The sequence below is a fragment of the Streptomyces sp. NBC_00448 genome (genome assembly GCF_036014115.1).
GTDB lineage: Bacteria > Actinomycetota > Actinomycetes > Streptomycetales > Streptomycetaceae > Actinacidiphila.
The window spans coordinates 1,976,990-1,990,223 of the sequence record NZ_CP107913.1 but is presented as its reverse complement, the minus strand read 5'-3'; the positions used below and the strand labels follow the sequence as shown (position 1 = coordinate 1,990,223).

The 13,234-nt window shown below is 71.6% G+C and carries 7 protein-coding genes; 6 read left to right on the top strand and 1 reads right to left on the bottom strand.

Translation table 11 applies throughout. The annotated features are described in order from the left end of the window. The first annotated feature begins 47 nt into the window (after positions 1-47). On the top strand, positions 48-1,064 hold the full coding sequence (locus OG370_RS08380) for a hypothetical protein (RefSeq protein WP_328462157.1): 1,017 nt from the start codon (positions 48-50) through the stop codon (positions 1,062-1,064). Positions 1,065-1,260: 196 nt separating this feature from the next. Beyond that, complete coding sequence (locus tag OG370_RS08375; protein WP_328462155.1) at positions 1,261-1,641, top strand: toxin-antitoxin system YwqK family antitoxin; 381 nt, start codon at positions 1,261-1,263, stop codon at positions 1,639-1,641. Positions 1,642-1,713: 72 nt separating this feature from the next. On the opposite strand, the gene OG370_RS08370 is transcribed toward OG370_RS08375, so the two are convergent. Continuing rightward, positions 1,714-5,751, bottom strand: a complete 4,038-nt coding sequence (locus OG370_RS08370) for an Ig-like domain-containing protein (protein WP_328462153.1) — start codon at positions 5,749-5,751, stop codon at positions 1,714-1,716. 412 nt (positions 5,752-6,163) lie between these two features. Here OG370_RS08370 and OG370_RS08365 point away from each other — a divergent pair, with 412 nt between their 5' ends. The 4 genes from OG370_RS08365 to OG370_RS08350 all read left to right on the top strand — a co-directional run bounded on the left by OG370_RS08365 (position 6,164) and on the right by OG370_RS08350 (position 13,093). Then, positions 6,164-8,269: an alkaline phosphatase family protein gene (locus OG370_RS08365; RefSeq protein ID WP_328462151.1), complete on the top strand. Its 2,106-nt coding sequence runs from the start codon at positions 6,164-6,166 to the stop codon at positions 8,267-8,269. A 288-nt stretch (positions 8,270-8,557) separates the two neighbouring features. Continuing rightward, complete coding sequence (locus OG370_RS08360; RefSeq protein WP_328462149.1) at positions 8,558-10,984, top strand: ricin-type beta-trefoil lectin domain protein; 2,427 nt, start codon at positions 8,558-8,560, stop codon at positions 10,982-10,984. A gap of 286 nt (positions 10,985-11,270) precedes the next feature. Then, on the top strand, positions 11,271-12,044 hold the full coding sequence (locus OG370_RS08355) for an ATP-binding cassette domain-containing protein (RefSeq protein WP_328462147.1): 774 nt from the start codon (positions 11,271-11,273) through the stop codon (positions 12,042-12,044). Then, positions 12,041-13,093, top strand: a complete 1,053-nt coding sequence (locus tag OG370_RS08350) for an ABC transporter permease (protein ID WP_328462145.1) — start codon at positions 12,041-12,043, stop codon at positions 13,091-13,093. The genes OG370_RS08355 and OG370_RS08350 overlap by 4 nt, the downstream gene beginning before the upstream one ends. The last annotated feature ends 141 nt before the right edge of the window (positions 13,094-13,234 follow it).

The following is a 13,234-nucleotide window of genomic DNA, read 5'->3' as shown; positions in this document are numbered from 1 at the left end:
TCGGGCATCGCGGCCGTGGTGTCCGACCCGGCCGATAGGCTGCGCGGGTGAACTCCGGACAAGCCACCTTCAGCAGTGCGGTCGCCGACTTCGAGGCAGCCGTGCGGGCCCGCGACTCCCAGGCGTCGGGAGACGCGTTCGGGCTGCTCCAGCAGACCTTCCACGACGCCGACGATGCCGAACTGGCAGCCGTGGCACCCCGGTTGGCGACACTTCTGCCCGAAGTGCCGCCCGGGCCGCGGTCGGTGGTCGCGGTCGTGATCGGCGCGGCCGTGGAGCGCGGCGCCGACCCGCTCGCCTGCGCGCCGACCGTGCTGGCCGGGGTCGGCGAAGCCCTCGCCGGCGCCGAGGAGTTCACCACCCGGTGGGCGGCCACCGGCGGCGGCGACCTGCCCGACCCGGAGCACTCCGACCCCGAGGACGCCGTCTTCGACCGGGTCGGCCAGCCCGCCACCGAGGCGTGGTGGACGCTGCCGCAGTGGGAGATGGCCGCGGTTGCGGTCCTCAACCACAAGCCGGTCCGGCTCGCCCTGCCCGACCGCGCCGCGCTGATCGATGCGGCCGAGCGGGTCGGCGACGCCACCGGCGGCGGCCTGAAGTACCTGCGCTACATGCTCGCCGTCCTGGACGACGAACCGCTGGTGGTGCTGCACCGCGAGAGCGGCACCGGCTACCGGGTCCGGATCAGCGGCCTCGGCGACAACTTCCAGCTGCACACGCTGCTGGCCGGCGAACTCGTCGGCGGCGGCCACGTCCCCGGCACCGCGCCGAGCGACCTGGCCGTGGCCGTCTGCCGCGCCGGGACCGGCGACACCGACACCACCGGCTCGTTCAACCTGGTGGCCCCTGACGGCACCTGGATCTGGAACGAGGGCATCCCCGCCGACATCCCCGTCGTCGACGGCGTCCGCCTCCTCGTCCTCGACCCCCCGCCGTACGAACGCGCCTGGCCGGCCGGCCGCCTCTTCTCCAACATGCCGGGCGACCTCGTCCTCGAAGCCGCCCTCCCCGCCTCGGAAGCGGCCGAGTGGCTCGCCAGGACCTCCCCGGCCAAGGACGTGTGACCCCGCGTTCCGGGGCGCTTTGCGCCTGTCGGGCGAATCGGCCGCCCGCGCGGCGTCGGGGGTCCCGCGGGGCCGCCATACTGGGGGCCAGGCAGGTCCGGTACGGTCCTCCGCCCGGTGACGGCGTGGGGGACCGCCGCCGCACGAGTGGCGCGGGGCGGAACGGAAAAAGGGGACTGGGACAGGAGTGAGGCCGGTGCAGCGCATCAACTTCGACGATCCGGACGTCGGCAAGGACGAGGATCTGCGCGTCGTGTATCGGAACGAGCTGTACACCGGAGAGGTGGAGGAGTTCGCCGGCGAGGCCCGAGTCGCGCTCAGCACCTACCGCGAGGGGGTGCCCGACGGCCCGACCGTCGAGTGGTACCCGGACGGCACCCTCCGCTCGAAGGGCTCGCTGCGGATGGGCCAGGTGGTCGGCGAGTTCAAGGACTGGCACCCCAACGGCGTGCTCGCCGTCAGCCGGGTCTTCGACGAGCGCACCACCCTCCTCGAGCACTACGAGTGGGACCGCGACGGCCTGCCCACCATGACCTGGCGCATCGCCGACCAGGCGACGGAGCACTCCGCCTGGTAGCGGCCCTTGGAACGCACGAGCGGTGCCGGTCGGGTTCGACCGGCACCGCTGCTGTGTGCGCGAGACGGCCGCCTACTGGACGGTGACCGCCACGTCCGCGTCCTTCGCGGGGGTGCCCGTCGGGTCCTTGGCGCTTGCCGTGAGGGTGTGCGGGCCGGCGGTGAGGGCCTGGGACGGGGTGCAGGTCCAGGTGCCGTCGTCGGCCGCGGTGGCCGCGCAGACGGGCGTGGAGTCCTCGGCGGTGACGGTGACCTGGGCGTCGGGCTCGCTGGTGCCGGTGAGCGCCGGGGTGGCGCTGACGGTCGCGCCCGGCGCGGGGGAGGTGAGGGTGACCGGCGGGGCGAAGGCGGCGGTGTCGGGCACCCCGTCGCCGGTGATCTTCACCGCGACGCTGTGCACGGTGACCTGCCCGCCGCCGTTGCGCAGCCGGAAGTCGGCGGCGGAGTGCTGCTGCCCGCCGAAGTAGGCGTCCGCCACGGTCACCGTCGCGGTCTTCCAGGTGTCGCTGCCGGTGAGGGCGATGGCGGGCGCGGACTTGTAGGGGTTGGCGGTGCCGTCGTCGTACTGCACGTTGAACGAGCCGGCGCCCTGGTCGTAGTAGGAGACGGTGAACTCGGCGGTGTAGACGCCGGCGTGGGCGACGGTGTCGTCGATGTCGAAGTAGATGTTGGAGTCGGTGCTGGTGCGGGCGCTCAGTCCGTCGACCACCGCGGCGGTGGTCGGGCCGTCGAAGCCGCCGGAGGGGGTCTCGTCCTCGCTCATCCCGTAGGCGTGGTTGGTGGCGCCGACCACCGCGCCCACCACGGCGGTGCCGGGCGGCAGGTCGGAGGCGTCGAAGCCGACCGCGGCCGAGGCGTCACCGGTCAGCCCGGTCGGGTCGGTGACCGTCGCGGTGGCGGTCTGCTGCCCGGCGGTGAGCCCGCCGTCGGGGGCGCAGCTCCACGCGCCGCCCGCGTCGGCGGTGCCGGTGCACAGCGTGCGGTCGCCCTCGTGCACCGTCACGGTGCCGTTCGGGACGGCCGTGCCCGCGAGCGCGGAGTCGAGCTTCACGGTGCCGCCGTCGCGCGGGGTGGTGATCGCGGGCGCCGGCGGGAAGGCGCGCCGGTCCGGCACCCACGCGCCGGTGACGGCAACGGCCGTGCTGTGCACGGTGATCGGGGTGGCCGAGTGCAGCCGCAGGTCGGCGCCGGCGCTTTGCAGCCCGCCGAAGTAGGCGCCGGAGAGCGTGAATTCGGCCGTCCTCCAGGTCTTGGTGTCGTGCAGCGCCACGGTGGTGGCCGCCTGCTGGTAGGGGTGGCGGGGGCCGGCGTCGTACTGGAGCGCGAGCGTGCCGGTGCCGGCGTCGTAGTAGGAGACCGTCACCTTCGCGTCGTACTTCGCCGTGGCGGCGGTGTCGTCGGCGATGCCGAAGTAGAGGTCGCTGCCGGTCGACTTGGTGCCGGTGCCGGTGCCGGTGGTGCGCGCGGTCAGGCCGGCGACGGTGCCGGCGGTGGTGGTGGCGCCGGCCGAGCCGGTGTAGTCGAGCTGGGTCAGCCCGAAGGAGGCGTTGGTGTCGCCGAGTACGGTGCCGACGGTGGACGTGCCGGAGGTGGAGGCGTGGTCGAGGCCGATCTGCACGCCGCCGAGGTGGCGTGCCGCGGTCGGGGCGCTGCCGGTAACCGGACGGTACGGCAGGGCCGTGGTGGGCGCGGCGACCTGCTGGACGAGGTACGAACCGCCCTTGCGGACCGGCACGTCGAGCAAAGCGGGGGTGCCGGCCTTGACCACGGTGCGGCCGGTGCGGCCGTCCACGACCTCGACCCGCTGACCGGGCCAGGGGTTCTTCACCTTCAGGGTGCCGGTGCTGCCCGCCTCGATCGCGGCGGTGACCAGCTTGCCGTCCTGCACCTGCACGTCGGCCTTGTTCTGGTGCTGGAGGTAAACGCTGCCGCTGCCGTCCCAGTCGCTCGGCCAGGCCGGTGCGAAGCGGACGATGCCGTCGTAGTCCTGCGCGAGCGCTTCGTCGACCGCTGTCGCGGCGCCCGACTCCTGCTCGATGTACGGCTGGTAGCCGACGCTGTTGCCGAGGTCGGCGAAGCCGTTCGGGTAGACCTGGTGGGCCTCGGTGATCGAGACGAGGTCGGCGCGCACCTCGGCGGGGTCCTGCAGCCGGGCCGCGTCGATCGCGTCCATCGACCAGTCGTTGCCGCCCTTGTTGGGCCGGTGGTCGTACGAACGCTGCTCCAGTGCGAAGAGGTCGGTGTCCTGGTCGCTGACCGTGTTCCACGGCCACAGCGGCTCCAGTTCGATGTTCTCGCCGTTTCGGCGCTGGGCGGCGGGCTGGTAGGAGATCGCGATCATGTCGGTCCCGGTGGCGTCCGCGGCCTGCGTCTGCGCCTGCGAGTAGTCCGGGTTGAGCAGTTGGGTGCGGGTGGCCTGGTCGGTGCGCGGGTACGGCGGGATCTGCGTCTCCGCCTTGGCGACCTGCTGGAGCAGTGCCGCGTCGGTGGTCTTCGCGGTGCCGAGCGCCTGCGCCGCCTGCGTGATGATCGGGAACAGGGTCCGGTCGACGGCGATGTCGGTGGTCGGGTCCTGCACCGCCCACTGCGTCTCGTGCGCGTTGGCGTCGGCGTGCAGCAGCCCGTCCTTGCCGACGGTCTGGTACGCCAGTTGGAAGGCGAGCGTGGACTTCATGAAGGGGAAGTACTTCTTCAGCGCGGCCTTGTCGCCGGTGGCCTGGTACTGCTCCCACATGTACAGCGCGACCTCGGGGCCGCTGGAGATGTCCAGCGCGTTCCAGTTCGGCGAACTGGCCTCGCTGCAGGACGCGTTGGCGCCGGGCGTCAGGTCGCCGCCGTTGCCGTTGAAGCGCATCGTCTCCGGTACGCAGGAGCCCGGCAGGCCGCCCATCGCGGTCTTCGTCCACGCCTCGATCTGCGCGGTGTCGTCGGCGTACATGTCGAAGATCGGCGTGTTCAGGGCGTAGTTGCCCGACGACATGTTCGCCGAGATCTGGGTGCGCAGGTTCCACAGCCAGTACGCGGACGGGGTCCAGGTCTGGGTGTCCTTGTCCCACGCGAACATGTCGGCCTCGCCGGCCTGGCTGCCCGGGAGGATGCCCTTCTTCATCGACGCCGCCTCCTCGTAGAGGTACAGCGTGCGCAGGTTCTCGAGGTAGGCGGCGCTGCCGTCGGCGGAGTCCATCTCGACGAGGCCCGAGTGCGTCCAGTAGCCGTCCCACCAGCGGTCCTGGGCGGCGAGCAGGGACGTCTCGCGGGCGGTCGCGTCGCCGCCGATCACCGCGGCGGCGGTCCTCGCGGGCGTGCGGGTGGCGGTGCCGCCGGCCCAGCCGGGGGCGGCGACCACGACGCGGAAGGTGCCGTCGGCGTTCGGCTTGAAACTCGTGCTGATCCGGGTCGGGCCCGCCACGGTGGTGCTCACCTGTCGGCCGCCGGCGGTGAGCGCGGCGAGGGTGCCGAAGGTCTTGCCGCTGCCGCCCGAGCCGCCGTCCACCCAGGTCTCGGCGAGGGTGCCGGTGCGGTCGGTGACGGCCGCGGCCGGCTTGCGGGGCGACCACAGGTCGATCGAGGCGGTCTGGGCGATCGACGGGTCGGCGCCGGAGACGTCGACGACCAGTTCGTCCTTGCCGGCGGCCACCCATGCCTTCAGCGACATGCCGCCGCCGGACTCGCGCAACACGCCGTCGCTGACGTCGAGTCGGCCGTGGAAGTCGGCGGCGTGCGAGATCGCCGACAGGCCGGGGATGGTGAGTTGCCCGGGCGACTTGCGGTTCGGCATGGTGTCGGACCGGTTGAGCTGCGCGGTGAAGCCGCCGGCCGCCCAGGCCGCCACGCCCAGCGAGCCGTTGCCCAGCGGCGTCGACGCGGTCGGGTCGGTGTTGGGGGAGCCGAGCACGATGTCGGAGCGGGACGCCACGCCGGTCGGGTCGAGGTGGAACGCGCCCTGCCGCCAGGCGGTGCCGGCCGCGGTCCCCTTTCCGGTGTCTGCCGCGGCTGCCTGCGCGCCGGCCGCGCCGGCCAGGACGCTGCTCGCCAGCGCGGCGAGCAGCGCCGACCAGAGGGCGAGACCCCGCCGTGACGGAGCTCTTCGACTACGGGAGATGACCTGCACGATGCCCTCCAGGGCTGCACGACGCTTGGTGAGCGTCCGGCTTGAGTTCGTTCCTCGGTGCTCCAGAAGTGCTCCGATGAATACGCCATCACCTGGGCGTAGTTGACGGGAGCCATCGCGCTCGCCTCGCGACGGTGCCCATGAACATCGGATGACTGCCGTTGTAGTCCATCGATGTCATCGCCGTAAAGACCTCGGTGCGCGCCGGATCGCACCAGCCGGCCGCCGGGTGGTGCCGTCGGGCCGGCATTCATCTCGCCGAGGCAAGTTGTATAGCCAACTTTGCCAAACTGCTGGTCGTCACTCGGCGGATGTTCACCCGGAGTTGGTGTCCGCTCGCTTCGATGGGCGGGCTGGGGGCTGCTGCCTCCGGTCCCGATCTCCGAGTGTCCACACCCGTGTAAGGAGCTTCATGGACCGCGATCCGATCACCCCGAGGCCCGAGTCCGAGCCTGGCGACAGATCCGCGACGGCCGGCGCCAGCCGCCGCCGGTTCCTCCAGGGCACCGGCGTCGCCGCGGGGACGCTGGTGCTCGGCGGGACCGCCGCGGCGGGCAGCGCCCAGGCCGCCGCGAAGCCGGCGGGCGCCCACGGCGCCGCGAAGCCGGCGCACGGAAAGCCGCAAGGCTTCCACGGCGACATGTCCGACCTGAAGCACGTCGTGATCCTGATGCAGGAGAACCGGTCGCTCGACCACTACTTCGGCGCGCTCCCCGGCGTCCGCGGCTTCAACGACAAGCAGGCGCTGCGCTTCCAGGACGGCACCACCGTCTTCCAGCAGAAGGACGGCAACGGCAACCGCGTCACCCCGCAGGTCGACGACGGCGCCTGGGGCAACGACCACGGCGCCTGGGGCGACGTCGCCCACCGCACCTGGGACCAGTGGGTGCGGCACAACGGCGCCAGCTGCATGAACTACCACAGCGACGGCTACATGGGCTTCTACCACTCGGTCGCCGCTCAGTACACCATCGCCGACCAGTACTTCTGCTCCGAGTTCGGGCCGACCGACCCCAACCGGAAGTACCTGTGGAGCGGCACCGCCAACAGCGAGACGGGCAACATCGACGAGTCGAACTACTCCCGTCCCTGGATCACGGTGGCCGAGCAGCTCCAGCAGGCCGGCATCGACTGGCGGCTGTACTCGGACAACAGCGGCGACGGACGGCAGGGCTACATCAGCTCCTGGGTCGGCGACTACGGCGACAACGAGCTGAAGTACTTCAAGGGGTTCGACCCGGAGGGGCTGAACGCCGACGACCCGAAGCTGCGGCCCGGCACCGGCCTGATCTGGCGCGGCAACGCCACGTACTACGCCGGTCATACCGCGCCCGACGACGACTCCGACCAGAACCTCGACGCGGTCCTGAAGAACTTCCACGACTCCTGCCAGCCCGGCGCGGAGCACCCGCTGCCGGCGGTCTCCTGGATCGTGGCGCCGTACGGCTGGTCCGAGCACCCGGGCGCGGACAGCCAGCACGGCGAGCGCTACGTCAAGAAGGTGCTCGACAGCCTGCAGAGCAACCCCGACATCTGGAACCACACCCTCTTCATCCTCAACTACGACGAGAACGACGGGAAGTTCGACCACGTGCTGCCGCCGTGGCCCGAGGCGGGCACCGCGCGCGAGTACGTCGGCGACTACCCGCTCGGCTTCGGTGCGCGGGTGCCGATGCTGCTGGTCTCGCCGTGGACCCGCGGCGGGCACGTCGCCTCGGAGGTCTTCGACCACACCTCGACGATCAAGTTCCTGGAGACCTGGGCGGCCCACCTGCGCAAGCCGTTCCGCAGCCCCAACATCAGCGACTGGCGGCGCTCGATCGCGGGCGACCTGACCAGCGCGCTCGACTTCGCCCACCCGCAGCCGGGGCCCGCCACCTTCCCGGACCCGCTCGCCGAGCAGCCGGTGTCGATCGCCGCCGGCCACATGAAGCCGCGCCCGCTGGGCTTCCACCCGCACGCCACCGTCTCGGTGAACCCGGCGACGGGGAAGGTCACCGCCACGATGACCCTGACCGGCGGCCCCAAGGACAAGGCGCTGAGCTTCCAGGTCTTCCCCGACAAGTACCAGGCGTTCACCAGCACGCCGTTCACCGTCACCGCGCACAAGCCGCGCGAGTACACCTGGGACGCCAACGCCACCGGCGGCGAGTACGCGTTCTCGATCTACTCCAACGACGGCTTCGTGCGCTCCTTCGCCGGCTGGGTCGCGCCCGCAGGCAAGGGGCACGCCGCCCTTCCGCGGGTGGGCGTCGACCTGGTGAAGGGCGAGGCCAGGCGCGAGGCTCAGGTGAGGCTCACGTTGCACAACGACGGCACCGAGCCGGTGCGTTACACGCTCACCCCGCACGACTACCTCGGCCGCACCCAGCAGGTCACGGTGGCCCGTGGCAAGACGAAGGTCGTCAGCTGGCCGACCCAGGAGGGCTACTACGACGTGGTCGTCACCGCCGACGCCGACGCCGCCTGGACGCAGCGCTACGCCGGCCGGATCGCCACGACCACCGTGCCTGAGTAGTACCGCCGGCAGCACCCGGCGGTACGCCGGCGGTACCGGCAGGCCGTGGCCCAGCGCCATGGCCTGCCGACGCCGTCGCGGGCGCGGGAGGCGACGCGCGGCGGCCGGACGCGAGGGCACTTCGGTCCGATCCCTTGACTTCATCCGGGCACGGCAGTGTCATGTTCACGCGCTTGGTTCTGCTGACTTCTGATCAACTCTCCCCACTTATCCGAACGTTTCCCCACACGCCGGCCGCCGAAACGCTCACCTCTGCACCCTTTCGCCCCCATCCGAAAGGAACCCCCCATGCGCAGATACGCCCTGTTCGGTTCCCCGCTCCGGACGGTGGTCGCGGCCGTCGTCCTCGCGGTGCTCGCCGCCCTCGGCCTCGGCCCGGTCGCCGCGCCGGCCGGTGCCGCGACCGCCACCACCATCTCCGTCGACGGCACCAGTGGCGGCCGCACCTTCGACGGCATCGGCGCGATCAGCGGCGGTGGCGGCAACAGCCGGCTGCTGACCGACTACCCGGCCGCCCAGCAACAGCAGATCCTCGACTACCTCTTCAAGCCCGGCTACGGCGCCGACCTGCAGATCTTCAAGGTCGAGATCGGCGGCGACACCAACTCCACCGACGGCTCGGAGTCCAGCCACGAGCACACCAGCGGCGCCGTCGACTGCACCACCGGCTACGAGTGGTGGCTGATGGAGCAGGCCAAGGCCCGCAACCCCGCCATCAAGCTCTACGGCCTGGCCTGGGGCGCCCCCGGCTACCTCGGCGGCGGCAACTTCTGGTCCACCGACACCGTCAACTACCTCGTCGACTGGCTCGGTTGCGCCAAGTCCCACGGCCTGACCATCGACTACCTCGGCGGCTGGAACGAACGCGGCTACAACGTCGCCTGGTACGAGCAGTTGCGCGCCGCCCTCGACAGCAACGGCTACTCCGGCACCCAGATCGTCGGCGCCGACAGCGACTGGTCGGTGGCGAACGACGTCGCGTCCGACTCCGCCTTCGCCGCCAGCGTCTCCGTCATCGGCGCGCACTACCCGTGCGCGGGAGGCGACGGCGGCAGCGCCGACACCTGCCCCAGCACCAGCACCGCCGTGGGCACCGGCAAGCCGCTGTGGGCCAGCGAGAACGGCTCCCAGGACCGTGACTCCGGCGCGCCCGCGCTGATCCGCTCCTTCACCCGCGGCTACATCGACGGCAAGCTCACCGCCTACATCAACTGGCCGGTGGCCGCCGCCGTCTACCCGAACCTGCCGTACGACACCGACGGCCTGGTGCTCGCCGACCAGCCCTACTCCGGCGCCTACAGCGTCGGCAAGAACCTGTGGGCCACCGCCCAGATCACCCAGTTCACCTCGCCCGGCTGGAAGTTCGTGGACGCCGGCTCCGGCTACCTCGGCGGCGACGAGTCCAACGGCAGCTACGTCACCTTGAAGTCCGCGAGCGGCAGCGACTACTCCACGGTCATCGAGGCCACCACCGCCACCGCGGCGCAGACCGTCAACGTGCAGGTCTCCGGCGGCCTTTCCACCGGAGCGGTGCACGTGTGGGCGACGAACGTGAACAGCGCCACCTCCGGTGACAACCTCGTCCAGCAGTCCACCCTCACCCCGTCCGGCGGCGCCTACTCGCTCACCGTCCAGCCCGGTTACGTCTACACCCTGACCACCACCACCGGGCAGGGCAAGGGCACCGCCCAGGGGCCGGCCGCCAAGCCCCAACCGCTGCCGTACTCCGACGACTTCGACGGCGACCAGGTCGGCCAGCAGCCCGCCTACCTCGCCCAGCAGCAGGGCGCCTTCGAGGTCACCGGCTGCGCCGGCGGCCGCGCCGGGAACTGCGTCACCCAGCAGGCCGCGACCAAGCCGATCGAGTGGGACGGCGACTCCGCGCCCTACACCTTCGGCGGCGGACCCGGCTGGGCCAACTACACGGTGGCCGCCGACACGCTGATCCGGCAGCCCGGCGCGGTGCAACTCCTCGCCAGGGTCGGCAACCAGGCGGGCTTCAACCCGGCGAACATCGACGCCTACTACCTCCAGGTCTCCGACACCGGCGCCTGGTCGATCCTGCGCAACAGCTCCAGCGGCATCAGGACCACCCTGGCCTCCGGCACCACCACCGCGCTGGGCACCGGCACTTGGCACCACCTCGCGCTGACCGTCAACGGCAGTACGCTCACCGCGGCCGTCGACGGGACCACCGTCGGATCGGCCACCGACTCCTCGTACGCCACCGGCATGGTGGGCCTGGGCACCAACGGCTACCAGACCGACCAGTTCGACAACCTCACCGTCACTCCGGTCGGCAGCACCGGCACCGTCACCGGTCACATCGTCTCCGGCGCCGGGGTCGACAAGTGCCTCGACGACAACACCGGTTCGTCCGACAACGGCACCGTGGTCCAGATCTACGACTGCAACACCAGCGGTGCCCAGAACTGGACCGTCCCCGCGCCCGGCGGCGCCGGCGCGGGCACCGTGCAGATCAACGGCAAGTGCCTGGACGCCACCGACAACGGCACCGCCGACGGCACCCTCGTGGAGCTGTGGGACTGCAACGGAGGCGGCAACCAGCAGTGGCTCCCGCAGATCGGCACCCTCTACAACCCGGTGTCCGGCAGGTGCCTGGACATCCCCAAGGGCGACACCACCAACGGCAACCAGCTAGAACTGTGGGACTGCAACGGCGGTTCCAACCAGCAGTGGCAGCTGCCGTCCTGACCGACCGGCGGTGAGCAGGCGGGCCGTGGGGCCCGGGCGCGTCTTGTCCGCGCGCCCGGGCCCCACGGCCGTTCCCCGAGCAAGTGAACGTTACCAGCCGGCGGGGCAGTGTCCGGCCGTCGCCGCCGACCTGTCAAGACCCGTGCGGGCAGTGGCTGATTCCCCGGAATTCCAGGGAGTTCGGGCCCGATCGCGTTTACTGCCGGAGATATTGACATGCCGTCAGGTCGCGCCCACACTCACGGAAAACTGAGAACGTTACCAAGGGCGCCTGGAGGCGGTCGCGATGACAGACCCCCTGCTCGAAGCGAGGAAGGTGACCAAGCGCTATGGGCACGTCCACGCGCTCCAGGGCGCGGACTTCACCGCGTACCCCGGCGAGGTCGTCGCGCTGATCGGTGACAACGGCGCCGGCAAGAGCACGCTGGTCAAGACGCTCTCCGGGACCATCCGGCCGGACGAGGGCGAGGTGCTGGTGGACGGCGTGCCGGTCCAGCTCACCAGCCCGCTGGACGCCCGCGGCCACGGCATCGAGACCGTCTACCAGGACCTCGCGCTCGCCCAGGACCTGGACGCGGCCGCCAACCTGCACCTGGGCCGGGAGTTGTACCGCGGCGGCCTGCTCGGTCGGCTCGGCGTGCTGGACCGGGCCGCGATGCGCCGCTCGGCGGTCGCCGCGTTCCGTGAACTCGGCGTGGACCTGCGGGACGTGAGCGTGCCGGTGGCGGCGCTGTCCGGCGGCCAGAAGCAGTCCGTGGCGGTCGCCCGCGCGGTCGCCTTCGCCAACCGGATCATCTTCATGGACGAGCCGACCGCGGCGCTGGGCGTCGTCCAGCGCGGCCGGGTGCTCGACACCGTCAGACGGGTCCGCGACCGCGGCATCGCCGTGGTCCTGATCAGCCACAACATGCCCGAAGTGCTCTCCGTGGCCGACCGGGTGGAGGTGCTGCGGCTCGGCAGCCGGGTGGCCCGGTTCACCGCCGCCGACACCACCGTGGAGGAACTCGTCGGGGCGATGACCGGCGCGCTGGACGCGGCCGGCAAGGAGGGCGCGGCATGAGCGCGGGAACCCCCGTCAAGGACGGCACGGCCGCTCCCACCGACCGGCCGCGCGGGCGCGGCGTACCGCCCTGGCTGCGGCGGCTCGCCGACGTCAACGAGGTGTGGACCTTCGGCGTGCTGCTGCTGCTCGTGGTGTTCTTCACCGCGGCCCGCCCCAGCACCTTCCTGACCAGCTACGACGTCACGCAGATCGCCACCAACGCGGCCATCTACCTGGTGCTCGCGGTCGGCATGACCTACGTCATCATCGTGGCCGGCATCGACCTGTCGGTCGGGTCGGTGCTGGTGCTGTCGGCGGTGCTGTCGGCCGAGTACACCATCCACCACGGCGGCGCGAAGGCCGGCTGGGGCACCATCGCGGTCAGTACGGTGATCGCGCTCGCCACCGGCCTGGTCTGGGGCGGGATGCAGGGCTGGCTGGTGGCCAAGGCGAAGGTGCCGCCGCTGATCGTCACGCTGGGCGGGTTCGGCGCCGCGCTGGGCATCGCCGAGATCATCACCGGCGGCCAGGACCCCACCGGCGCCGTCTCCGGCCACCTCCAGCACGCCATCGGCTTCGGCAAGCTCTTCGGCCAGATCCCCTGGCTGGTCGTGATCGCCTTCGCCACCACCCTGGTCTTCGGGCTGGTGCTGGCCTTCACCCGCTTCGGCCGCTACACGTACGCCATCGGCTCCAACCCCGAGGCCGCCCGCCGGGTCGGCATCAACGTCGACCGGCACCTGGTGCAGGTCTACGCCCTGGTCGGCCTGCTGTCCGGGCTCGGCAGCGTGATGTGGCTGGCCTACTTCGGCACCACCTCCATCGCCGGGCACGCCACCGACAACCTCACGGTGATCACCGCGGTCGTGCTCGGCGGCGCCAGCCTCTTCGGCGGGCGCGGCACCGTACTGGGCACCCTGATCGGCGTCTTCATCCCGGCGGTGCTCAGCACCGGGCTGATCATCATGGGCGTCCAGCAGTACTGGCAGGACGTCGCGATCGGTGTGGTGCTGGTCGCCGCGGTCTATCTCGACCAGTTCCGCAGGCGCGGGCGCGAGCGCGCCTGAACGCGCGGCCGACCCGAAGCCGTATCCGCGACCGCGCCGAAGCCGTATCCGCGACCGCGCCGGAGGCCGTACCCGCGTCCGTATCCGCGGCCAGGCCCTTCTCCGGCGCCCCGTATCCGCAGCAAGCCCGGCTCACGCACA